Source organism: Mucilaginibacter sp. 22184 (assembly GCF_052045695.1).
Lineage (GTDB): Bacteria > Bacteroidota > Bacteroidia > Sphingobacteriales > Sphingobacteriaceae > Mucilaginibacter.
The window spans coordinates 954129-979689 of the sequence record NZ_JBQEPI010000001.1 but is presented as its reverse complement, the minus strand read 5'-3'; the positions used below and the strand labels follow the sequence as shown (position 1 = coordinate 979689).

Annotated in this window: 16 protein-coding genes and 1 tRNA gene; 7 read left to right on the top strand and 10 right to left on the bottom strand. The window is 43.0% G+C overall.

Annotation, left to right across the window (positions count from 1 at the left end):
• Positions 1-371: 371 nt before the first annotated feature.
• Genes ACTJKG_RS04195 through ACTJKG_RS04185 form a run of 3 tightly spaced genes read right to left on the bottom strand, consistent with a single transcriptional unit; the run spans position 372 to position 2550 of the window.
• The gene (locus ACTJKG_RS04195) at positions 372-1130 is read right to left on the bottom strand and encodes an SDR family NAD(P)-dependent oxidoreductase (RefSeq protein ID WP_172334098.1); all 759 of its coding nucleotides are present in this window, start codon (positions 1128-1130) and stop codon (positions 372-374) included.
• Between the two features lie 28 nt (positions 1131-1158).
• A complete protein-coding gene (locus ACTJKG_RS04190) occupies positions 1159-1779 on the bottom strand; it encodes an NADPH-dependent F420 reductase (RefSeq protein WP_172334099.1) in 621 nt (206 codons plus the stop codon).
• A gap of 18 nt (positions 1780-1797) precedes the next feature.
• Positions 1798-2550: a glucose 1-dehydrogenase gene (locus tag ACTJKG_RS04185; RefSeq protein WP_172334100.1), complete on the bottom strand. Its 753-nt coding sequence runs from the start codon at positions 2548-2550 to the stop codon at positions 1798-1800.
• Positions 2551-2656: 106 nt separating this feature from the next.
• On the opposite strand from ACTJKG_RS04185, the gene ACTJKG_RS04180 reads away from it, so the two are divergent.
• Positions 2657-3034, top strand: a complete 378-nt coding sequence (locus ACTJKG_RS04180; protein ID WP_172334101.1) for a winged helix-turn-helix transcriptional regulator — start codon at positions 2657-2659, stop codon at positions 3032-3034.
• A 255-nt stretch (positions 3035-3289) separates the two neighbouring features.
• On the opposite strand, the gene ACTJKG_RS04175 is transcribed toward ACTJKG_RS04180, so the two are convergent.
• Both ACTJKG_RS04175 and metG read right to left on the bottom strand, forming a co-directional pair.
• Positions 3290-3361 (bottom strand) — tRNA-Arg (locus tag ACTJKG_RS04175).
• A gap of 127 nt (positions 3362-3488) precedes the next feature.
• Complete coding sequence (gene metG, locus ACTJKG_RS04170; protein ID WP_172334102.1) at positions 3489-5558, bottom strand: methionine--tRNA ligase; 2070 nt, start codon at positions 5556-5558, stop codon at positions 3489-3491.
• A gap of 284 nt (positions 5559-5842) precedes the next feature.
• Here metG and ACTJKG_RS04165 point away from each other — a divergent pair, with 284 nt between their 5' ends.
• Positions 5843-6769, top strand: a complete 927-nt coding sequence (locus ACTJKG_RS04165) for a S66 peptidase family protein (RefSeq protein ID WP_440738438.1) — start codon at positions 5843-5845, stop codon at positions 6767-6769.
• A 342-nt stretch (positions 6770-7111) separates the two neighbouring features.
• Positions 7112-7519 (top strand): DoxX family protein, encoded by a 408-nt coding sequence (locus tag ACTJKG_RS04160; protein ID WP_172334104.1) that lies wholly within the window; start codon positions 7112-7114, stop codon positions 7517-7519.
• 82 nt (positions 7520-7601) lie between these two features.
• On the opposite strand, the gene ACTJKG_RS04155 is transcribed toward ACTJKG_RS04160, so the two are convergent.
• The 4 genes from ACTJKG_RS04155 to ACTJKG_RS04140 form a co-directional block, all read right to left on the bottom strand.
• Entirely contained in the window at positions 7602-9041 is a 1440-nt protein-coding gene (locus tag ACTJKG_RS04155) for a SusD/RagB family nutrient-binding outer membrane lipoprotein (RefSeq protein ID WP_440738437.1), read from the bottom strand.
• A 5-nt stretch (positions 9042-9046) separates the two neighbouring features.
• The gene (locus ACTJKG_RS04150; RefSeq protein WP_440738436.1) at positions 9047-12382 is read right to left on the bottom strand and encodes a SusC/RagA family TonB-linked outer membrane protein; all 3336 of its coding nucleotides are present in this window, start codon (positions 12380-12382) and stop codon (positions 9047-9049) included.
• Between the two features lie 394 nt (positions 12383-12776).
• Positions 12777-14306 (bottom strand): SusD/RagB family nutrient-binding outer membrane lipoprotein, encoded by a 1530-nt coding sequence (locus ACTJKG_RS04145; protein ID WP_172334107.1) that lies wholly within the window; start codon positions 14304-14306, stop codon positions 12777-12779.
• Between the two features lie 22 nt (positions 14307-14328).
• A complete protein-coding gene (locus tag ACTJKG_RS04140; protein ID WP_172334108.1) occupies positions 14329-17469 on the bottom strand; it encodes a SusC/RagA family TonB-linked outer membrane protein in 3141 nt (1046 codons plus the stop codon).
• A 184-nt stretch (positions 17470-17653) separates the two neighbouring features.
• Between ACTJKG_RS04140 and ACTJKG_RS04135 the strand changes: the two genes are divergently transcribed.
• From ACTJKG_RS04135 to ACTJKG_RS04120, 4 genes are all read left to right on the top strand, one after another.
• Positions 17654-17986 carry a PadR family transcriptional regulator gene (locus ACTJKG_RS04135; RefSeq protein ID WP_172334109.1) on the top strand — a complete coding sequence of 111 codons (333 nt, stop codon included), beginning with the start codon at positions 17654-17656 and terminating at the stop codon, positions 17984-17986.
• Positions 17987-18010: 24 nt separating this feature from the next.
• Positions 18011-19684, top strand: a complete 1674-nt coding sequence (locus tag ACTJKG_RS04130) for a PspC domain-containing protein (protein ID WP_172334110.1) — start codon at positions 18011-18013, stop codon at positions 19682-19684.
• Positions 19685-19712: 28 nt separating this feature from the next.
• Positions 19713-19931 carry a hypothetical protein gene (locus tag ACTJKG_RS04125; protein WP_172334111.1) on the top strand — a complete coding sequence of 73 codons (219 nt, stop codon included), beginning with the start codon at positions 19713-19715 and terminating at the stop codon, positions 19929-19931.
• 344 nt (positions 19932-20275) lie between these two features.
• Positions 20276-22726, top strand: a complete 2451-nt coding sequence (locus ACTJKG_RS04120; protein WP_172334112.1) for an outer membrane beta-barrel family protein — start codon at positions 20276-20278, stop codon at positions 22724-22726.
• A gap of 150 nt (positions 22727-22876) precedes the next feature.
• On the opposite strand, the gene ACTJKG_RS04115 is transcribed toward ACTJKG_RS04120, so the two are convergent.
• A complete protein-coding gene (locus tag ACTJKG_RS04115; protein ID WP_440738435.1) occupies positions 22877-25381 on the bottom strand; it encodes a M14 metallopeptidase family protein in 2505 nt (834 codons plus the stop codon).
• Positions 25382-25561 lie beyond the last annotated feature (180 nt).

Below are 25561 nucleotides of genomic sequence, written 5' to 3'. Positions count from 1 at the left end.
TATGTTTTTTCCTTGACGCAAGAAATCCGGTAATTATCGTTAGTTATGGGCTTCAGGCCTGATCAAAGCTAAATCAAGATATTTAAAAGCAAAAAAAGTCAGATTTTAATCTAAAGGCCTTTTTGACTTTTAATCTTGACTTAATCGTAGTGTCCTTAGACTATAAAGCTCGAACTCTTCTATAGGTGATTTGTATTGTGCAGCAAGATTAAAAGATAATTAGTGAAGTTATTTGAAGCAACAAAAAATCCCTGTTTTTTCTAAAACAGGGATTTAATAAAAACCTATATTTTAGAAACCATTATTTTAGTGTGTTTTGAAGAAATCACCGCTGTCAAATAATTCCGTCCCTTTATATTTCATTTTTTGATTTAAAAACCATACATACCACCCGAAACGGAAATTTGCTCTCCTGTGATCCAGGCGGCATCATCGGAAGCCAGGAATACGGCGGCTTTGGCAATATCTTCGGGCCTTCCTCTGCGGCCAAGCGGTGTTTTTTCAACAAACATCTTTTCGTATTCACTACCGGCAGTAACGCCTGCGCTGGCTGCGCCTTCTGTATCCGTAGCACCCGGCAATATAGAGTTGATACGAACGTTTTTCGCACCCAGTTCTTTTGATAAAGCGATGGTGAAAGCATCGAGTGCTGCTTTGGTTGACGAATATAAGGAGGCATTCGGGAGTGGATATTTACTGGCACCCGAACTAATATTGATGATATTTCCGCCCTTATCGCCGAAATGTTTCAGCGCTTCCTGGATAGTCAGGATTGGCCCCAGCACATTAACGTTAAAGCTCTGATGAAAAGCCTCCACTGATATCTGTTCAATTGGTGCGTATCCTTGCGAGACTGCATTATTGACTAAAATATCCACATTGCCAAAAGCTGTCTTCGCCGTTTGGAACAACCTGGTTACATCAGCTTTGTCAGATACATCACCCTGAACTGCAATGGCTATGCCGCCACTGTTGATTATTTCTTTTATCACTTTATCAGCACCTTCTTTACTGGAGGCATAATTAACTATGACCTTTGCGCCTGCCGCCGCATAGTGTTTGGCGATAGCTGCGCCTATTCCTTTTGAAGCACCGGTAATTACCGCTACTTTGTTTTCTAATTTGCTCATTACTCTATTATTATAATTTATTTAAGATTTAAAACTTGACCAGATCCTGAAAGATCAGTTTACCCCAGCTGTTTCCCTGCGCTTGTACAAGCAGCCCGCCTTCTGAAAGCCCGCCAAGCTTGACCGGCGCAAAACCAAGATTTTCTGCAAGCACACTAATCTCTGCTGCCGCGCTGTCATCGTCACTTGTGAGAAACACTACTCTTTTACCACCATTTACAGCCGGATCCTGATCAAGGATCGCAGCACCTAAATGATTAAAACCCTTGACCAGTTTTCCGCCGGTAAAGGCCTTTGCTACGAATCTGGCAGATGGCAGTCCTTCCATTTGCTCAGGAGTTACACCGTAGGCATTGGTCACATCAACGATAGTTTTTCCCTGCCAGTTAGGAAGCGCCTTCGCTACATCCGGGTGCGATTCAAAACGCACCGCCAAAAAGATAATGTCTGCCTTAACCGCTTCGGGCAGTGTAGCAGGGATGATCTCCGGGCCGATCGCGGTCGCTTCGGCGGTAAAGCTTTCCGGGTCACGCGTGGTGGCAACGGCTACTTCTATACCCTTGCGGGCAAACGCCCTAGCCAAGGCCTGGCCAATCTTGCCAAAGCCGATAATGGCGTAGCTTGCTGCTTTCTTTTCTGAATTGCTCATTTTATAAATTTTTAAGAATTATTTTGATAAATAGGTCATGCCGCCATCAACCAGTAGTTCGGCACCCAACATGAACGAAGAATCATCAGAGGCCAGAAAAACTGCCGTTTTACCAATGTCAGATGGTTGACCGATCCTGCCGATAGGCATTTGATCGGCAAAGTGTTTTTTGACTGCTTCCATTTGTTCTGCGGGAACAAACTTGTCAAACGCCGGGGTATCTGTTGTACCCGGTGTAATCACATTAGCCCTGATCTTCCGGTCTAAAAGGTCGCTTGAAAATCCTTTGGCTAAATAGATGACTGCCGCTTTTGCTGCCCCATAAAGGGTGAAGTTCGCATAAGCCCGATGGGCGGCATTTGACCCGATTAAAATAACAGAACCTCCATAATTCATATGAGGCAACGCTTTTTGAACAGTGAAATAAACACTTTTTAAGTTCAGATCGATCGCCTGATCAAATGCAGCTTCATCAAAAGTTGCTACTGTTCCTACCGCTCCGGCACCCGCATTAGCGACAACCACATCTATCTTTCCAAATTTTTCAGCTGTTGCTGTAAATGCTTTTTCCAAATCGGCAATATTGGTTACATCGGCATTGATGGCGATAAAACCATCGCCAAGCTGTGCAACGGCCCGATCTAAGGTTTCCTGGTTCCTGCCGATAATAGCGCCCTTCGCACCTTCGTTTTTAAATGCTTCCGCAATTCCAAATCCAATACCACTGTTGCCACCCGTGATTACGGCTATTTTATTATTTAATCTGCCCATTACTAAATATTTTTAAATTTGTTTCACAAAGTTACTATCAATAGTTTATTTTTGTAACTACTATAGCTTATTCTGGTTACTGGGAGGTAACTACAAATTAGAAAATATGAGAGACGAGAGATTTTGCGCATCGAATTGCCCCTTCACGAGAGCCATCGGTACTATTGGTAATAAATGGAAACCGATCATTATTAATGTTATCGGAACACGTACCGTACGTTTTGGTCAGTTGGATTCCATTATACCGCTTATTTCAAGGAAAGTATTGACAGAACAACTCAAAGAGCTGGAAGAAGATGGAATGCTGGCAAGGTTAGCTTATAAAGAACTACCACCAAGGGTAGAATATAAATTGTCTGAAAAAGGCTTGGCTTTTTTGCCCATTTTAGAAAGTATAAAAGAATGGAATTGTAAATATGAGGTAGCTCCAATGCCTGGCGAGGCTGATAAAAAAAACAGGATAAATTATGCCCGGGCATTGTAAAATTGAATCCTAAGAATGAACGGAAATGAAAAGTTCCGATCATTTTATCAAAAGGCAATTTTCCGGATTTTGTCATCGACAGATTGGGAAATTGTACACCGAATAAAAATTGCCGGAAATAAGTCCGATCTTTATTGAGTATCGTCTTACGATATTACTTGCGGTCTGTGTTAACATCGACTGCAGTCAATAAAAAAAGCCTTCAGATTTCCACCTAAAAGCTTTTCACAATCTTTCCCATGTATGGGTTAGTAGTGGTCCCGACGAGAATCGAACTCATATCTAGAGTTTAGGAAACTCCTATTCTATCCGTTGAACTACGGGACCTTTATGGTTTACAGGACGTACATCCGCAAACAGTTTGCAAAGGTGCAAATTATCAATGAAAAATCACACTCCTGCTTGCAAAATTTGTTAGGGGCCTATTTACACATCTGCACATCCGCACATCTAATTACCTGATTACCGATCCGTTATGGAAATCATCAACCGGAGCTACAAAGCTTAGCTTGCCTGTACTGTCTTCGGCCATCAGGATCATGCCTTGCGACAGTATCCCTTTGATTTCGCGGGGTTCCAGGTTTACCAGTACGCTTACCTTTTGGCCAACAATGGCTTCCGGTTCGTAATACTCGGCAATGCCCGATACGATGGTGCGTTCGTCAATACCGGTGTCGATGGTTAGTTTGAGCAGCTTTTTTGTTTTGGCTATCTTTTCGGCGGTTAAAATGGTACCCGTGCGGATATCCATCGTGGTAAACGTTTCGTAATTGATGTTTTCCTTCGCAGGCAGCACATCGGCCGATTTTGGCGCTGCAGCTTCTTTTTTAGCCTGCAGCTTTAGCAACTGACGCTCAATCACCTCATCTTCAATTTTTTCAAACAGCAGAGCCGGCGGGTTCAACTGGTGACCATTATTAAAGTAGATCTCCTGGTCATAGTGGATCACTTCATTTGGCCAGTTGAGCATACCGATGATCTTTTTAGCCGTAGCCGGTAAAAATGGCTGTGCGCAAGCGGCCAGGTGCCCTATTAGCAACAGGCAATTATGCAGGGCTTGCTTCGCTCCTTCCGGGTCGGTTTTAATGGTTTTCCAGGGCTCTTTTTCGGTGAGGTAACGGTTACCCAGGCGGGCGATATCCATTACGGCCTGTAAGGCCTGGCGATAACGGTAAGCTTCCAGGTTCTTTTCTATCTCATCATAGTAATTACCCAACTCTGCGTTCAGTGTGGCGTCGGTTAGTTCGATACGATCGCTTGTGCCTTCTACCTTGCCTTCATAAAACTTGTGCATCAGTATCATCACCCGGTTCACAAAGTTGCCTAATATGGCCACCAGTTCGTTATTGATACGTGCCTGATAATCTTTCCAGGTAAACTCGCTGTCGCTGGTTTCGGGTAATATCGAGGTCAATACATAGCGCAACTCGTCCTGTTTGTTTGGCAGCTCTTCCAGGTACTCATGCAGCCAAACAGCGTGGTTGCGCGAGGTGGAAAGCTTATCGCCTTCCAGGTTCAAAAACTCATTGGCAGGCACATTTTGAGGCAGAATATATTCGCCATGCGCATGCAGTATGGATGGGAAGGTAATACAGTGGAATACGATATTATCCTTACCAATAAAATGGATCAAACAGGCATCGTCCTGCTCGTCGGCCTGCTTTTTCCAGTATAGCTTCCAGTCTTTATTATTATCAATAGCCCATTGTTTTGTGGCCGATATATAGCCTATAGGCGCATCCATCCAAACGTATAGTTTTTTGCCTTTGGCATCGGCCAGCGGCACGTCGATACCCCAATCCAGGTCTCGGGTCATGGAACGTGGCTGCAGGCCTTGTTTAAGCCATGATTTGCACTGGCCAAATACATTCACCTTCCAGCTACCCTCTTTGGCATCTATCCATTGCTCCAGCCAGGGCTGATATTTATCCAGCGGCAGGTACCAGTGTTTGGTTGGTTTTAAAACCGGCGGCTTCCCGCTCAAGGTTGATACCGGGTTGATCAGGTCGGTCGGACTTAACGAGGTACCGCATTTTTCGCACTGATCGCCATAGGCATTCTCATTATGGCAATTAGGGCAGGTACCAATAATATATCTGTCGGCCAGAAACTGGTCAAAATCCTCGTCGTAATACTGCTCGCTTACTTTTTCAATAAACTCATCCTTTTCATACAGGTTCAGGAAAAACTCCTGCGACAACTCATGGTGTATAGGTGATGAGGTGCGGTGATAAATGTCAAAAGCTATCCCGAATTGCTCAAAGCTGTCTTTTATCTGCTGATGGTATTTATCAATAATAGCCTGTGGTGTAGTGCCTTCTTTTTTGGCCTTAATGGTAATGGCGGCGCCATGCTCATCAGACCCGCAAACGTATACTACATCCTTTTTTTTGAGCCTCAGGTGGCGTACAAAAATATCGCCCGGGATGTAGGCTCCTGCCAGGTGACCAATATGCAGCGGACCATTAGCATAAGGCAAGGCAGATGTTATAGTGAAGCGTTTGTATTTGTTGAGTTGTGACATGAAATATGCGGCAATGTAAATAAGCCGCAAAGATAATTCATTTAAGCCGGAAAGTTTGGAAGTGCGGGTTTCTTTGTCCTAAAATCTTTTATGGGGTTTTTAATGAGCATGTAGCAGAATGGGTACTTTACCTCCGTTCAGCATGACAAATCTATTTTTTACCCCTTTCCGCTATAGGCGAAGAGAGGGCCGTACAGCGAAGCGTAAACGGGGTGAGTCGGCTCTGCGATCTGGCTCCGCAAGCTTTGCTGCCACAAAAGCAAAACTTTTACTATAATTGCTTTATGCATAAACCAGCCGACGACGCTTCTTCCGGACTCCGCCTACCTTATTTAAAAAAAGGCGATAAGATAGCGATCACCTGTCCGGCAAAGAAACTGCCCCGGCCCATGAACGATGCCGTGGCCCTGCTACAATCATGGGGACTGGAAGTGGTTTTGGGCGATACTGTAACCGCATCTTACCACCAGTTTGCCGGCGATGATGATCTGCGCGCGCGTGATCTGCAACGCTTTATTGACGACGACAGCATCAAAGCCATTATAGCGGCCCGTGGGGGCTATGGCACCATCCGGATGATTGATAAGGTTGATTTCAGCCGCTTTGCCAAACACCCAAAATGGCTCATCGGTTTTAGCGATATCACCGTGCTGCATACCCATTTGCTGGCCAACTATGGGGCTCAAACCATACACGGGCAAATGCCGGTTAACATTCCCGATGCGTCCAAACATTCATTGGATACTTTGCGCCAGGCCTTGTTTGGAGAAGCGTTAAGTTATCAATACCATGCCCACGGCAAAAACCGCAGCGGCAACGGCAGCGGAATATTGGCAGGCGGCAACTTATCCCTATTGGTAAGCGTAGCCGGTTCGGTATCCGACCTTGACTATGCGGGCAAAATATTATTTATAGAAGATGTTGGCGAATATCTTTACTCGGTTGACAGGATGCTGCGCAGCCTGAAACGGGCAGGCAAGCTCGCCTGGCTCGCGGGCCTGGTTGTAGGTGGTTTTAGCGATATGAAAGATAACGACATTCCCTTCGGGCAAACCGTACCTGAGATTGTTATGGATATTGTGCAGGAATATGATTACCCCGTATGCTTTGATTTTCCGGCCGGGCACATCCCCGATAATTGCAGTTTGATATTTGGCAGGAAGGTTCAGCTATCTGTACAGGGGCAGGATGTAGGTTTGCAGTTTCTTTGAACTTAGAATTAACTCCGTTGAGGGCTTCGCCGTTTCCAGAATTAAGGGGGTTACTGGATCTCCCTCGCCCAAAAGATAAAAACTTCTGCGATTTAGACCAGGTATTTTTCCAGTTCTCTCCCTACGGGAGAGGTGCGGCTGACATGAGTGTAAAAGCAAAGGGGTATTTATACAAGCAGTATAAACCGGCAATGATACATAAACCCCTTCCTCCCCTTCCCGAGGGAAGGAATGTCACAGGCCCGGGCTTTTGCTCGGCATGCCCATTTTCTTCCTGAAAGTATTTTTTATATATTAAAACCAAATTTCAACCCTGTTAAACAAAACTTACCATTATAATTTATGGCAATACTGAGCAACTTAAGCAATTACAAAAACTTTGGACTGTTGATCATCCGCTTGGGACTGGGTATCACTTTTATTTTTTATGGTTACCCTATGCTCATGGGCGGCGTAAGCGGCTGGAAGGAGCTGGGCCACTCTACCAGGCATATCGGCATCCATTTCTGGCCGGTGGTGTGGGGTTTCCTGGCGACGCTAACAGAAGCATTTGGCGGCGTTTTACTCATTATAGGCTTTGCCTTTCGTCCGGTATGCATACTGATGATATTGACGCTTATTGTAGCTGCTGCATCCCATTTTGCCAGAGGTGAAGGGTTTGGCGGCGCTGCCCATGCTCTGGAAGATGCCCTGATATTTGCTGGCCTTTTATTTGTTGGCCCGGGTAAATACAGCGTGGATAAAAAATAAACTGTTTAATTTTGGACTGTAATAAAAAAGGGATTTGCCATGCTGGCAAATCCCTTTTTTATTATTTAAACGTTATAGCTAACTATTTAGGCATAACATTTTTATCAAAAAACAGCCTGGTTGTTACCACATCGCCGCCAATGGCTGCAGATGCTGCTTTATAATTAGCTGGGTTTACATTTGCCTCATCAACCGGGTATTTGAAACGAACCGGAAAATCACTAAACGCGCCGGTTGCTGGTTTATAAAGCACAGGAAAGTCAAGTCTCCTGGTCTCGATCCATGCATCCCACCCCCTGTTAAAGTTAGCAACCCATTTTTGAGTAGCCAGGTTATTAGCTGTATAAGGGTTAGCAGCAATAAAGGCTGTCGCGCTTCCCGCTTTCCAATAATCAAACGAGGCCTGAACACCTTTTTCATAATAAGAGGAGGCGGCATCTCCATTAGTTATCAAGTTTTTTGCTTTTGCTTCTGCTAAATAAAATGAAACCTCTGCGTAATCAAGCAATAGACCGGGGGCAGTAGCTGCAGTTACAACAGCTCCTACATGCGAAAAACTTTCATAGTTTGCTTTTACACCCGGATCGGCACCTAAATATACACCTGGATCATTAGCTGTTGCCTTATAAAGGGTGAAATATTTTGATGCGCGGGGGTCAAGTATCCCGTTACTGTTATTGAGTTGCTTAACTAATGTAGCACAAGCTACAAAGTCATTTCTGCCGCTTTGGACAAGGTCAACCCATATTGGGTTGGTATTCGGTGTTGCAGCCAGGTATACCAATGTAGCATTATCTGCATTATCGGTAAAAACACCTGCATCCAATGCCGCCTGAACAGTTGTTTTAGCTAAAGCCGCATCATAATCGGCAATGGTCATACCCATTTTCAATTTAAATGAGTTGGCAAATTTTTTCCATTTGGCAACGTCTCCGCCATAAATAATATCGGCAGAACCCAAACTTGCCGTACCGCTTAATGCAGCCACATCGGCATCAAGGCGTTTTAACAGATCTTTATAAATGGTTGCCGCATCATCATATTTTGGAAAATTGTTTTTAGCATCAAGCGCCTGCGAATAAGGCACATCGCCAAACGTAGTAACCAGGTAATAAAAAGAGTAAACCTGTAATATATCCGCAATCGCGATATCATTCTTTTTTACAGCATCGCCAACTACGGTAGGGTCGCCGGGAATGATGTCTTTAGCTAACTTTAAATTGTTTAGCACATCACGAAACAGGCTACCCCACATCTGCCGGTTGATGTTACGGGTATCAAAATTGTACAAGCTTTCGTCGTTATAAGTAGTTTCCTGCCATTGTTGTTCAACCAGCCTGAAAACATTATTATTTACGCTTGCTGATGTAAGGGCATTTGAAAGTTGCCGCTCGGCCTGTGTAATTAACGTTGGAGCAGGTACCGTAGGGAAAAGCTTAGGATTGGTATTCAGGTTTTCAAAATCCTTTTTGCACGCCCCCAGCATAACCAGCGGAAGCAGTGCCCATATATATTTTTTCATATTGGTTAAAATCTTACTTTTAAGTTTAGGGTAAACATTCTGGCCGTTGGGAAAGCACCGCTTTGATAACCTTGAAGGTTACCTGCACTCAGGGCTTCTTCAGGATCTGAGTAGGGTAGATTTTTGTGGATGATCCATAAATTTCTGCCGCTTACTGCAAGATCAACTCCTTTAATTGGCCCCCATTTAGAGGTGAGGCTTTGCGGAAACGAATAGTTCAATGACGCTTCACGCAATTTCACATAACTTGCATCGTAAACATAAGCTGCTGCCGGGTTGTGCTCATAACCATATAAACCGGTAGCATCATTGCGTACCCTGATATTATTCTTGTTGCCATTGGCCGCAATACCTTGAATGATTACCCCTCCGCCGTTAGCAAGCGAGTTTCTTGACGGATTACCCAGGTCATTATTGCCAACGGTTTCTGGATATAAACCCGTATCCATACCATAGTAAGTATCCAGGGAGAATACGTCACCGCCTTTACGAATATCGATCAGGAAGCTCAAAGTAAAGTTTTGAACGCGTACAGAGTTGGTAATACCACCTATCCAATCCGGGTTAATATTACCTATGGTACTGGTGCTCGGCGATTGTTTATAATAACCCGCGTTATCGCCGGTTTGATCAACAACACGGCCACCGTCTTTGTTCAGGTATGGTTTTCCGTTGATATCGGTAAAAGCAGTACCGCGGATATCGCCATACGGACGGCCCAATGTAGCATTCAATGATACACCGCCCTGGAATGATGATAACAACAGGTTTGTTGCAGGCTGGCCGGTTGGGTCTACATAAAGCGATAAAACCTTATTCTTGTTTTTAGTGAAGTTAACGCCAACTTTCCAGGTTACCAGCTTACTGTTTACAGGGGTACCGTTCAATGAAACCTCGATACCCTTGTTTTGTATAGTACCGGAGTTAATATAGGTAGCATCGTAACCGGTAGCTCTTGACAGGGCAACAGGCAAAAGCTGATCGCTGGTTTTAGATTCATAATAAGTGAAATCAAAACCTAAACGGCTGTTAAAAAACTGCATCTCTAAACCCGCTTCTTTCGATTTTGAACGTTCGGGTTTTAAAGTGGCATTGTTTTGAACAACGCCTATGAAAGATTGCGGGTTTGAGCCAAACGGTGTACCAAAAGAATAAAAGTTTTTGGTAAGGAAAGGCTGACCGCCATTACCCACTTCGGCATAGTTAACTCTTACTTTACCGTATGACAACCACTCATATTGTTTAAGCAGTTCGGAAAAAGTAAAACCTAAATTAACAGATGGATAATAAAACTTATTGCTGTAAGATGGTAAAGACGATGAGGCATCACGGCGTAATGTTCCGTCTAAAACTACCATTTTTCTCCAGGTAAAGGTGGCTCCTGCAAATAAGCCATCAACTTCTTGTCTGATATCGTTTTCGGTAGGAGCAGCCGGCGCATTTTTAGAGTTTGCCAAAGCATAAACATTCGGGATAATTAAACCGCCGTTTGTTGCTGCCGAAATTAACTCATATCGGTTTTTCCTGATGTTAACACCTAACAATCCTTTAAAATTAAGGTCGGAGCTAATGTTTTTGTCAACCGTAGCCAGGAAGTCTAAATTGGTTTCGTTAAAATTGATATTTCTCCTGGTATAAGCAGATACGCCTTGTGAGCCAAAAGCACGTCTTTCTTCCTGTATCATGCTTGAATTATCAACGGTTACACGACCCATTAAATTTATCCAGTCGTTAACCTTATAATTCAGGTTCACATTGCCAAAGTAATGGTGACGCCTGTCTGTTTCATAATTTTGATAGCGGGTGAAGTATGGATTATCCTGGAAATTAGGAACAAGGTTGGTTGGGCTTTTCCAGTTCCAGGTGATATCTTTTCCTCCCGATGCAAAATAGGCGTCTTTTTGTGCCTTAATATCGGTATTCATCTGCCACCATTGCCTAAAGTTGCGTATAACGTTTTCGGTTTGATAACCACTGCCATAGCGGCCCTTACCATCTGTACGGGTGTAATTAATACTTGCGCCCGCGGTTAATTTGTTGGTAATTTTATAGGTGCTTGCAAAATCAACACTGTTTTTTAATTCATTACTGTTAGGTAAAAAACCGGTTTGATTATTACGGGTATAACCTAATTTAAAGCTGCCGTTATCGCCGCCATTGGTAACAAACAAACTTTGGTTATTAGTTACCGGGTGAACAAAAAAGGTAAGCGGATCATTGGCCGCGGCAACCCATGGCGTTGCTTTTCCAAAATTTGGAGATGTGGCCACAAATGAATCCCATTGATAAACCTTTAAATTAGGATCAAACCGATGGCCATAAGAAGCATCTTCATGCATAGGGGCTACCAGGTCGGTAACACCATCGCCATTAACATCCTGCGTCAGGAAATAGCCGGTTGGGTCTATCCCATCCTTTTTATTATAAATAGGACCATAACCAGCGCCGTACTCATGCTGATAAGTAGGCAATGTTGATTTATCAACGGCGCCAAAACCAACGCTACTGTTAAAAGTAACACCTAAGCCTCTGCCTGGCTTTTTAGTGGTAATTACAATAACACCATTGGCACCTATAGAACCGTACAGGGCGCTACCTGCCGCTCCTTTAAGTATGGTAACCGATTCTATATCATCAGGGTTAATATCCGAAATAGGTGATCCGTAATCATAACCCCCCCTGCCTGTTTCAACAGTACCAAGGTTACCCGATGCATTAGCACCTGTACCGCCGGCACCGGCATTATTACTTCCGCCGTTTCCTGAGCCCGGGCCACCATTGTTCATGGGCACACCATCAACTACAAATAATGCCTGGTTGTTTCCTAACAATGACTTTGTACCCCTTAAAACCACGTTGGTTGAACCACCTAACGCGTTGTTTTGCCTGATCTCTAAACCGGCAACTTTACCTGAAAGGCCGCTTACAAAGTTTGAACCACGCTGTTTGCTCACCTCATCACCGGCAACCTGCTGGGCGGCATAAGCCTGCTGGTTACGGGTTCGGCTTAAGCCTAAAGCGCCAGTTACCACAACTTCGCCAAGCTGCTTGCTCGACATGGCAAGCCTTACGTTTACTACAGAACCCTTTACCTGTACCTCTTGCGTTGCATAGCCAATAAAGCTGATGACCAGTGTAGAACCATCCGGAACACTTAACGTGTATTTTCCGTTGCTGCTGGTTTGGGTACCAGTTGTAGTTCCTTTTACCTTGACGGTTACTCCCGGGATTGGCAGGCCGTCTTCCAGGCCTGTAACCGTACCGGTAACTGCACGGTTTTGTGCAAATGTTTGTGTTATTGACAACAGGAAACACAAACTTACTAGTAGAAGTTTTTTCATTTTTTGTGAATAAGATCAATTAATAGTTAATACTATGTGAATTGTGGCGTTATCGTATAATATATTTTGCAGAACTATAAAATAACGCAGGGGCTATATTACATAAAATATTGTAAGAAATTAACTCTTTTTTAAATTATTGTAACATATTTATTACATATTTTACCCATAATGCCTACCTGATATATATATTATTTTATTGCCTTAAAGGATGCTTTTTTGCGTAAAATAAAATTTATTGACAGATTGTTAAGAGTGATTTGCTGAAAGGTTTTCAAGCCGTTGGGCGCGGAAAAATGTAACGCGGATGAGCAGTGGTTTACTGCTCGTTTCAAAAAAAAATGACGGTTTCTGTAATGAAAACCGCCATTCCTATGGTTTTTATAACTTTCAATTAGTCAACATCCCAAAAAATTCTGTTATTAAAAATATCAATTTTAGGAACATTGGCACCGTTTCCATTCACTTCATTTTGTGGATAAGGTAATCGTACCGGGAATTTGCCACCGCTTTGTTGATTTTGCGTAAGTGGGTTTCCTGTAGGATAACCTGTTCTTCTAAATTCGCACCAAGCTTCAAAACCATTGATCCCGTTTAATGCAATCCATTTTTGAGTTATAATGGCCTCGATTTGCTGATTTAAACCCACCGCTAAATTAAAGTTAATTAACCGATTAGCTGCGCCTGCGGTAATATAAGCATCCGCTGCATTTGCTGTTGAGCCCAATACTTTAAATGACTCTTCAACACCTTTTTGATAATTGATTGCTGCACCTGCTACCCCACCTGTTAAATAGCCTCTAACTTGGGCTTCTGCTTGTAAAAAGTAACTTTCCGAAGCGGAAATTAAATAGGCCGGCGTAGCGTATCCGCCATCCGCTGAAGCTTTAACAATACTTGCTCCAACAGGGGATAAATCGGCCGATCTATTACCTGAAGCAGCTGTACTTCCAGCTATAACACCTTTATAAACATTCGATGTGGTAATATTTGGAACAGGGCGATAAAGTAAAGTCAAGCGAGGGTCACTACTATTAGCTAAAAAGTCAACAGCAAATTTATTACCTCTGGTGGCCTGATAATTACTGGTTTGCGCTCCTGTTAAAGTAAAACCAATAGAAGTATAAATTGGACTGAATTGACCAGATTGATTTGCATAACCTGGATTACTTGCAGCATTAGTCTCTAAAAATGAGGCGCCAGATAAGGATGCAAAGCCTGCTGTTACTTGTGATGTCCTGCTTGTAGCACGACTTTGACGTATCAAAACCCTTAACTTCAATGTATTTGCAAAACGTTTCCAAAAATCCATTTCAGCAATAAGAGCAGAGCTACCGAATACGATATCGGCAGCAGCTGGTCTAATTGCGGTTGCTGAAACATCAATACTAGCCACGCCATCGTCAATTAGTTTAATAATACCATCGTAAACACTGGTTGCAGCATCATATTTAGGGGCAATAACTTTTGTATTCTTTAGCGCATCGTTAAATGGAATATCTCCCCATGCATCAGCCAACACCTGAAAATCATAAGCCTGCATGATCTTTGCAATTGCCACCAGGTTCTTTTTACCGTTAGCATTATCAATCACATACTGCAGGTTTTTTAATGAGTTGGCGTAAAAGTTAGTCCACTGGGTATCATAAGTACCAGGCGTAAGGTTGTAAGTTTCCTGTGGAAGATAAAACAGAAAATCTGGCGCCTGTCCCCAGTTGCCGGTAAGCAAGTTACCTAGCACGTTAAAACTACCATTTACCTGGCTGCCTGCAAAGTTCACTGCACTAGGTAAAACCAACTCAGGTGTTGAAGTTGATGGATTGTTTGGACTCGTATTCACATCCAAAAAATTCTTTTCACAGCTCGAGGTTGTTATTGCCAGGGCGGCCGCCACAAATCCTCTTAAAATATATTTAGTTTTCATTATCTTTTTAAATTAAACATTATTAAAATGTTGCTCTAATATTCAAACCAAAGTATCTGGTTGATGGCGTATTGCTGATCTCACGACCCTGAGAATTATTGGTACCAAAAGCATTAGCTTCAGGATCAATGTATTGATTAGATTTTGGAGTCCACAATAAAATGTTTGATCCGGTTAATGCCACACTTGCACGACCAAAAGGAGTACCTTTCAACAGGTTTTTTGGTAATTGGTATTCTAATGAAACATCTCTTAATTTCAGGAAGGCAGCATCAACAATATTATTGGCGGCAACTTGATTATAAACACTATACCAATAATCAAAGCCACCATCGGCTGTTTTCAGTGTGGTATTAGGTGTATAACTTCCGTCTGCATTTTTAATTACAGAGTTAGGGAACACAAATGGCTGACGATTATATTGAGTTGTTAAAGGAGTTGAACCAGTAAAGATTAAAGTATTCATTGTACCTGAATAGATCACATTTCCTGTTCGGTAATCTAAGGTACCACTCAGTGTGAAGCCTTTGTAAGAGATGCTATTAGAGAAACCTATGATATGTTTCGGGTTTACCTGTCCTAGTACCTGGTTAGAAGGGTCTTTAATAGGGTTACCATTAGCACCTACTACAACATGCCCCTGACCATCTGTCAGGAATTTACTTCCGTATAATACCGGGTATTGCTGGCCAACAATTGCTGCCGGAACAGGGTCTCCTGTACCTAACGGCAATATTTTAGAATCCTGATAAACTCTGGTCACTTTACTGTCGTTATGGGTATAGCTTACTGTAAAATTCCAGCTAACTCCATTTGCACTTGAAAATGGCTTTCCTCTTAAAGCAATCTCAACACCCTTATTCTTGATATCGCCAGCGTTAAGTGTAGCTTGAGTATAACCTGTTGATGATGCTAAAGCAACGTTAGTGATCAGGTTACTGCTTTTGGTTTGATACCAAGTAAAATCCAAGCCCAGTTTATCTCGTAAAAAGGATAGTTCTGTACCTAACTCATATGAGGAAGTAAACTCTGGCTGTAAATTAGGATCCGGGTAAGTATTAGTCAAACTAAATGAGGCAGCTGAACCGTATGGGTAGCCGCTACCAGGATTAAAGGTTGGCAACAAACTGTACGCGTTAGCGTTGTTACCCACTTTAGCATAACTGGCTCTTAATTTAGCAAACGATAAAGCATCGCTATTTTTAAGCTCAGGAATTGACTCTGTTAACAAATAACTTAAGCTGGCAGATGGGTACCAGTATGATCTGTTACTCGGAGCAAGTGTTGATGAATGGTCATTTCTTAATGTTGCATTCAAGTATAAATATTTACGGAAATCAACTGTCAAGTCACCTGCAAATGAATATCTTCTGGTCAGGAATGTTTGCTCTGAACCGGATAATTGTCCAACCGCATTGCTCAAGTTAAAAAAGCCCGGTATAGCGATAGCATTTGCTGTTGTAGAAAGCAATCTTTGGTTGGTTTCATATATGTTGTTTAACAATATAAAGGTGGTGGAGAAATCTTTGTTTAGATCCTTTTTAAATGTAAGCAATAAATCTGAGTTTAAGATACGCTCATAGTTGCTTCCCTCTATCACACTACCGGTAGTTGAGCCCGGGCGCTGAGTGGGGCTAATGGCCGTTAAACCATAGGTTGTTCTTTCAAAAGTTTGCTTACGATTGTCAATACTCACATCTGTACCTAAACGATAAGTGATGTTTAACCACTTGAACGGATCATAACCAACTTGCATACTACCTAACAAGTGATCCAACATACTGTTAAACCTGTTATTTTCCAGTGCGTAATATGGGTTAGGATAGTAACCATCAAAATAACCATCAGGCCCCGCAAACGGATTATGCCTCCAATCCTTAAAGTTTTCAATATTGATTTGGCGGCTGCTGTTTAAAACTGCGTTATAAACACCAGTTGCTCCGGTACCTCCTTGAAATGAAGTCCGGGTAATATTCCTGTTGTATTGAATATTGCCGCTAATTGTAAATTTATTTGACAACTGAGCACTACCGGAAAGCTTTACTGTATTACGACGGAATTTGTCCATTGGGATAACACCGCTTTGTTCAACATCAGAAAAGGAAGAATAAAATGAGCTTTTATCATTACCTCCACTAAAAGCAACAGAGTTATTCCAGGTTTTGCCTGTGTTAAAGAAGTCTTTAACATTGTCTTTAACAGCCGAAAAAGGAATCATGTTTTTGCTGCCATCGGCCAGAGTTGGGCCAGACTGAACCATATGACCATCTAACTCAGGCCCCCAATTTGTATTCTCAATCTGATCATATTCTCCGTTATAACCGGAACCATACTGGTTTTGGAAAGTAGGAAGCTTTTGAACCTTGTCCAAGCCAAAAGATGAAGAAAAGCTTACCTCATATTTCTTATTACGGTTTTTACCATTTTTTGTGGTAATAATAATCGCACCATTTGATGCCAATGAACCATATAATGCCGCTGCGTTTGGACCGTTCAGCACGGTTACCGATTCAATATCCTCCGGGTTAACGTCACCAATTCGACTACCAACGTCAACCTGATTTCCAGATGTTGTTGAAGGCTGGATGCTGCTATTACTCACCGGAACACCGTCGATAACGAATATAGGTTCGCTTGATTTTGAGAATGAGCGCTGTCCTCTTAATGAGATACGTACCGCTGTGTTAACGCCACCTGTTGAACGCCCAATTTGTAAACCCGGCGCTTTAGCCGATAAACCACTTAGTAAGTTAGTTGGATTAGCCTGGGTAATTTCACCTGCTTTAATGGTGTTTGCGGCAACACCTAAGGAGGCTGCCGAACGAGTAATACCGGCTGCGGTTACAACCACCTCTGTAAGGTCTCTTGAGGTGTTGGCTAAAGACACATTGATCACCTCGCTTGTACCCACCTCTTTAGTAACTGGCGCATAACCGATAAAACGGAAAATTAGCACGGCATTACCGGAAACGCTGATTGAGAATTTACCATTTGCATTTGTTTGTGTACCGCTGGTAGTACCTTTTACGATAACGCTTACTCCCGGGAGGGGTAGACCATCATCTTTGGCCGTAACCGTACCAGTAACTGTACGGTTTTGTGCAAAAACCTGTGTAATAGACAACAACAGAATGCACAAACTTGCTAGTAGAAGTTTTTTCATTTCGTTAATAATAAGATCAGTTAATAGTTAATTAATCATAAAAGTAATGTTACATTATCAAAAAGTCAAGTTAATTCTGATAAATGCATGACTTTTTTTTAAAAAACTCAATTTTTACCTACAATAATAATAATTACAGTACTATGTATTGCATAATACAATTTAAAACATATATCTTTGTATTATGATCGTAGAAAACACACAAACCCAAATGAGGAAAGGCATACTGGAGTATTGCATTCTTTCCATCATATCCCGGGGCGAAATATATGCGTCAGACATTATTGCTGAACTTAAAAAAGCCCAACTACTTGTAGTTGAGGGTACTCTGTATCCTTTACTTACGCGGTTAAAAAATAATGGTCTGCTCACTTACAACTGGGTCGAGTCTGTTTCGGGCCCGCCACGAAAGTATTATGTACTATCGGAAGAAGGAAAAAACGTATTGGAACAGCTGGATAAAACCTGGCAGGAACTGGTTTATGCCGTGCAAACCGCCATTGGCGACAGAAAATAAAAACCTATAAAAAAATCACAGATCATGAATAAAACTATCATCATAAATATAAATGGCATCGTATTTCATATAGAAGAGGATGCTTATGAGGTACTCAAAGCTTATATGACCGACGTAAAACGTCACTTTTCCACGTCGGCCGACAGCCTGGAAATAACCACCGACATCGAAAACCGCATAGCCGAAATGTTTAACGAGCTATTAGCAAACCAAAACAAACAGGTAATTGTAGAAGCTGATGTTAAACTCGTTATTGAGCAAATGGGTTCGGTGGAAGATTTTGAATCGGCCGAAGATGACGCCAAACCTACCGGTAATGCTTCTTATAGTTATAATACAGAACGCCGCCGCCTTTTCCGCGACCCCGACGACCACCTGGTTAGTGGAGTAGCCGCCGGTATTGCCAATTATTTTGACATTCCGGCTGTTTGGATCAGATTGGCCTTTGCCCTTTCACTAATTTTCGCGGGTAGCGGACTTATATTATACGTTATATTATGGATAGTAGTACCCAAAGCTACAACCCGGGCCGACCGTATGGCCATGAAAGGCGAAAAACAGGATCTGAAAGGCTTTAAAAAGAACTTTGAAGACGAAATGAGCCTGGTAAAAGAGAACCTTTCTAATTTTCGCCAGGAGGCACGCCCCTTTGTTTATAAAGTGCGTGATTTTCTGGGTGATTTTTTTGACCACTTTGGTACATTTATAAGAGGCACCGGTAGTTTCCTGGGCAAACTGATTGCAGTAGCTATTCTATTAGTCAGTTTTGGGCTTGCTATTGCCCTTATTGTGGTGTTCATCGGCTTTATCGCTTTTGGCAAAACAGATATATTCCATATATTCCCGTTCAATATTGTTAATGAAGATACCAATCTGGTATTTCTTACCGGAGGTTTCTTGCTTTTGGCTATACCTTTATTAACCCTGATATTAGTAACCATCGGTTTTTTATTCAAAAATGCCTCCTTCAACCGCTCTATTGGTACTACCTTACTGTGTGTATGGCTTGCATCGCTTGGCGCGGTTGTATATTACGGAGCGAAGGCCTCGGCCGATTTTAGGGAAGGCGCTAAGCTGAGCAAAACCATTAACATCAAGGCAACGCCCAACAACACCTATTATTTACAGTTGAACGATGCCAAGTATTTAACCAACGAGGATAGTACCCGCCTGCGCATTAAAGAAAGGTTTAATGGCATGGTTATTCTTGACGACGATTATAATAGTAATGATTTTGACAGTCCGGATCGTGTTCGTATTGATATTGAAAAAAGTGACGTGCCTCAGCCAATCCTTGTTCAGTCGTTTATGGCAAGGGGGCGTAATGATGAAGATGCGCTTACCAATGCCCGCAACATCAGCTATCGCTTTGTACAAAAAGACTCGGTATTGAAGTTTGACCGCCACCTGGAAAGACTTGGCCGTGCCATGTGGCGCGGACAGGAGCTGCACATGACCCTCAAAGTTCCACTGAACGCCAAACTAATCATTGATGGCAAACTTGACCGTAACCTTGATCTTAATTTATACAATTGCGGACAGGATAATACACCAAAGAACCCGGCCGGCGCTGTGTACATTATGGCCAATGATGGTTTGCAATGTAAAATAGATACGGCGGCAAGAGCAGCAGCCGCAAAAGCCGACAGTATCAAAAATCACTTGGTGCCCGATACCGCAAAAAATCAAGACGAATAACAACTCAACCTAAACCTATCATTATATAATGAGAGCTCTGATAAAATACATAAGCCTGCTATTATTTAGCGGGCTTATTGTTCCCTTTTGTTTTCAGCTAAGCACCCAAACATCACTTCCGTTAAAATCCGGGCAATTGATATCGGCAAAAAACACACCGCTTAAAAATCCAACACATGGGATTCTGTTTATTGCCCGCCTGGTTAAAAATGCCTTCCCGGTATTAAAAAGTTTAAACCCGCTGTAACCTTATTCCTCTTTTTAGCATCTTAATGTAAAATCCACACCAAGCCGGGATTTAGCCGGGTTGGGAAATATAAAGTAAAAGGGTTGTAAATGTTCATCGGCGTTTTTGGGGTGTTTACCGGAAGTTTAGATATTTTCGCCTAAAAGCATTACTCAAAAACCGGATCTGTTTGCACATTTGAACTATAAAAAACAAACACAATGAAAAAAATCGCCTATATAAAATAATATACTAAAACCATTGCCGGTTAACAGCCGGATCGACCAAAAACTTATTCATCAAATTTAAAAAGAAGCATATTCTTTGATGGCTCGCTATTGCCTGAACATTTTAACACCAAAAACATGAAAACTCTTACAAACAACATATTTTGCACCCTCCTGCTTGTAGCTATCAGCTGGAGTACCTCTTTTGCCCAGGGTGGCAAATCAGGCGGTGCCAGAGTATCCGGTTCATTATTGAATGAACAGGGTAAACCCATGGATTACGCCACCGTAAGCCTCATCAGGGCCACCGACTCAACCGTTGTTAAAGGCGCATTGAGTAATGATAACGGTGTTTATACCTTTGATAACATCCGCTCAGGCAAATACCTGGTTAAGGCTTCTGTAGTGGGTTATCAAAAAGCGGTAACTACGCCTTTCACCGTTCCGGAGAGTGCCGCAACCGTTACCGCGCCAGCGTTGAGCATGCGTGTAGGCAGTACCGAATTGAAAGGTGTAACCATTACCGCCAGCAAACCACTCATCGAACGCAAGATTGACCGCACCGTAATGAATGTGGAAAACAGCGTACTGGCAGCAGGCAATACCGCATTGGAGATATTGGAGAAAGCGCCAGGTGTTACTGTTGATAAAGACGATAACATCAGCCTGAAAGGCAAACAAGGCGTAACCGTGATGATCAATGATAAATTGACTTACCTGAGCGCCGCACAACTGGCTACCTTATTACGTTCAACAGATGGTAATACTATCAAATCCATCGAGATCATTACCAACCCATCAGCCAAATATGATGCTGCCGGTAACTCAGGTATCATCAATATCAAACTTAAGAAAAACAGCCAATCAGGCACAAATGGTAGCATTACTGTGGGTACCGCCCGTGGTAAATACTGGAGAGATAATACCAGTTTAAACTTAAATCATAAAGAGGGAAACCTGAATGTGTTTGGAACTTTTAGCCGTGGCGATAACAAAAACACCCGCGATATCTATATCGACCGTATTACCCGCGACAGCACAGGCAAACCTACTTATTTTAACCAGCTCACCACTATGCCGCACGTTTATCATTATAATAACTACCGCATAGGCGCCGATTATGATGTAACTTCTAAAAACACTATTGGTTTTGTGGTAAGCGGTTATTCAAACTCCGAATTGGACAATAACAACGGCAGTACTAAAATTGGCGCGGCACCTAACCGGGTCGACTCCTCTTTAACGACCGTATCAACCATCGATCAATCATACAAAAACTTTGCTGCCAACCTGAACGACAGGTTCAAGATTGATACCAGCGGCCAGGAATTAAGCGTTGACCTGGATTACTCTAAATTTAAAAACAATTCTATAGCTCAATATAATACTAACTATTTCCTGCCCGATGGCAGCACACCCCACGCACCCCAATTGCTGCGTAACCAAACCCCATCAAACATTACTATATATACAGCCAAGGTTGATTATACCAAACCGCTTTCTAAAACCGTAAAGCTGGAAACAGGCGCAAAATTCAGCAGTGTTAAAACAGATAACAACCTACAGGCCCAGATATTTAACGGTAATAACTACGTGAACGACACCACCCGTACCAACCGCTTTATTTACACCGAGAAAATAACTGCCGGCTATCTTAACCTGAACAAACAGTTCAAAAAAACATCCATACAATTAGGCCTGCGTGGTGAGTACACCCAATCAAATGGTAACCTGTTGGGCAGCACCCCGGTTGATCGCAGTTACTTTAATATTTTCCCAAGCGCGTTTATCAACCATACGCTGAATGATAAAAACGAGATCAGTTTTTCTTACAGCCGCCGTATCGACCGCCCGGGTTATGACGATCTGAACCCATTTGTATATTACCTTGATCCGTACACTTTTTCAAAAGGCAATGCCTTCCTGAAACCACAATACACCAATAACTTTGAGTTTAACTATACCTATAATAAAAGCATCAATGTAAGTTTAGGTTATAGCCGCACTACCGATGTGATCACCGAGATCATATTAACCGAAGGCCAGAAATCATTCCAAACCAATCTGAACCTGCAAACTCAAAACTCATACAGCCTTAACATCAATGCGCCATATACCATTACCAAATGGTGGAGCGGTAATGTCGACGTAAACAGCTTTTACCTGGGCTTTAAATCAGACTCAGTTGGAACCGGCAAGCTAAGCGACGGGCAAGTAACCGTGCAGATCAAAGCCACACAAACATTAACATTCGGCAGCTACAAATTTGAGATCAGGGGCGATTACCAATCACCGCTTACCTATGGTATCTACAAAATAAAACCACGCTATGGTGTTGATGCCGGTGTAAGCCACTCATTCGCCAACAAAAAAGCGAATATAAAACTGGCGCTTGATGATATATTCTTTATCCGTCGTAATAACGTAAGCAGTCATACCCTGGGTAACGATTTTGATATCCGTCAAATTAACGATTCACGTGTTGGCCGCCTAACCTTTACCTACAACTTTGGTAACAACAAAATCAAATCCCGCGAACACCGTAGCGGCGCCGACGATGAAAAAGGCAGGGTGAAGGGAGCGAATTAAGAGAAGATGTGCAGATGTGTGAATGTGCAGATGAAAACCACATAAATAAAAAGACCTTCCTGTAATTCAGGAAGGTCTTTTTATTTACTTCACAATGGTTATATCATTTCATCATCTGCACATCTATATATCCGCACATCTGCACATCTTTTACTGTCCCACCATAAACACCGCGTTGCTGAACAGCAGTTTGCCGTTTTCCCAGAAACTGCGGAACAACGGATCATCAACCATATAGATCACCGAGCCGCGACCCTGTGATTGCACACCCAGCAACAAGCCATTATTGATTTTTTGTTTGGACTGTGCACCCACAAAACCCGATACGTAGCTGTTCTTTTTCACCGTACCTACGTTCCAGCCATCTTCGCTGCTTAAATAGTCATAAATATCGTCATTTAGTTTTAGCGAGTAATAATAGTTGGGTAAACCGAAACCAAGCGGGTGTGTATTATCCAGCGTGAGCTTAAATATAGCGCCTGGGATCATGGAGCGGATGGCATCACGATCTCGGTCGCCATATATTTTAATATTCTCTTTTTCTTTGGCCTCGGCTTTTTCGTCCTTCTTCTCTTCTTTCTTTTTCAGGGCGAAACCTTTTTTATCAGCCAGTTGCGCTACCGCGTTATCCAGGGCTATTAATCTGCCGCCATCACGGATCCAGCCCTGCAGTTTCTCTGACGGAAAATCATCATAATTACCATCCGGAAAAATAGCCACATCAAAATCGGCAAGCCGGGTACGACCAAGACTCTGATAGTTTACCAACGTAATAGGATAACCCAATTGCTGTTCAAACAAATGCCATACCTCGCCCATGGCTTCGGCGTTTACGCCCTCGCCAGATATGAGCATTACGCGGGGCTGGCGGATATACCTTACGGCATCCGAGCCCAGGTCTGATCCTTTATCCACAAAGCCCGAAGCCAAAGGCGTTAATCCTTCATTTAATGCAGCTGCCGTTTGGGTAACTACCTGATCAAAATCGCCCCTATCGTTACTGGCCCTGGTGATGAGCAATGAGCCAGCCATGAATTTTTTACCGGCGGCTTCAAACGGTTTTTCGGAGTAGCGCACCTTAATATTCTTTTTGAGCAAAGCGGCCAAAAACCGCACATCATTAAGCGATTGCCAGTTGGCCACATAAGCATAGGCATGGGTATTAATCAGCGGCTGCGGCTCAACAATGCCCGAAATTGTACTGGCCGGTTTTAACGACTCTTTTACGCCATAGGTTTTTAAGCCATAAGCATAAGGGAGCGCCCAGCCCGTAATATCATAAGTATTGGAGTCGGCAATAAAGGTTTTGGGTTCTAGCAACACATGCAGCAGCACCGCTTTGGGCTGATGCGCGTTGATCACCATATCATTGGGCCCTACTTTATATTGCTCGGTTTTGCCGGTAAAATAATCGTACCCGATAACGGTTTTATTGCCTAAGCCAAAACCATACTGGATACCATTACGACCCAGCATTTTGGCCAGGGTATTGATGTTATTGTTATTATCGTTTTTGATCACATAGGTTTTATACTCGCCCGGAGGATTGGTACGGTTATTATCATAAAATTTCTTAAACTCCTCCAGCAGTTTCGGGGCGTTGGCCGATGCTATTTCAACTGTGCTTAAACCTGTGGTATGGTGATGCGCTATCCGCTCGGCAAAGGTAAGCGTATCGCCACTACGGGTAAGCACGGCCAGCCCGGCACTGATACCACCCTGCTCATAGGTCATGCCGATGGAGCCATTATATAAAGGATAAGTATCGCCATAAGATGGATAAAGCAGATCGAACTCCTGCTTGGTAAAATACATCCAGCCATTCTGATCAAAGTATTTGGCGTTGTTTTTACCGATGGTCACCTGGAAATCGCGCTGCCATTTGGTGATATCTTTATGATATGGCTCGGCAGCGGGGGCAAAATAATAAGGCGCGTTATATCCCTGTTCATGATAATCAACATGAACTTCGGGCAGCCATTGGTTAAACAGGCTTACACGTGCCTGCGTTTCTTTTTGTGCCTGCCAGGCCCAGTCGCGGTTCAGGTCAAAATAATAATGGTTGATGCGTCCGCCGGGCCACGGCTCTACGTGCTCACGGGCTGTGGGGCTGGCATCGGGAACAGCGCCTCGCACCGAATTATAGAAATGTACATAACGGTCGCGCCCGTCGGGGTTCAAACAGGGGTCGATAACCACGACCGAGTTTTTGAGCCAGGCTTTTGTGGTCGTATTTGCAGGGTCAACCATATCAAACAAGGTCCACATGGCGGCCTCGCTTGATGCCGGTTCGTTGCCGTGTACGTTATAGCTCAGCCAGGTAATGATGGGCGCGTTGGCAATGGTGGTACCGCCCTCCATACCAGCCAAACGCAGGTTGTTGTGCCGTATCTCTTCCAGGCGACTAATATTCTCGTCCGAAGCGATGAACATGGCCAGCAGCGGGCGACCTTCATTGGTACTGCCAAACTGCTGCAGCTTTACATTTTTTGATGCCTGGGCAATATATTTAAAGTACTCCACAATGCGGTAATGCGGTGTAAACTGGTCGCCCAGTTTATATCCCAGGAATTCATCGGGCGATTGTATTTTTTGTGCAAAAGCAGCCGATGCGGAAGCAACAGCTATTAAAATAAGGAGTAGCTTTTTTAGCATAGTAAAGATACAGTTAAGTTATACGCTAATATGCAGAATTTAATTGATGTGCGAATGTGCAGATATTCAAATGTGCGGATGAAAAAGATATGCGGATGTGCAAATTTCAGATGTGCAGATGAAAAAACTGTTAACGTTGATTCAAGCATCATCCAAAATTTGCACATTTGCATATCTGCA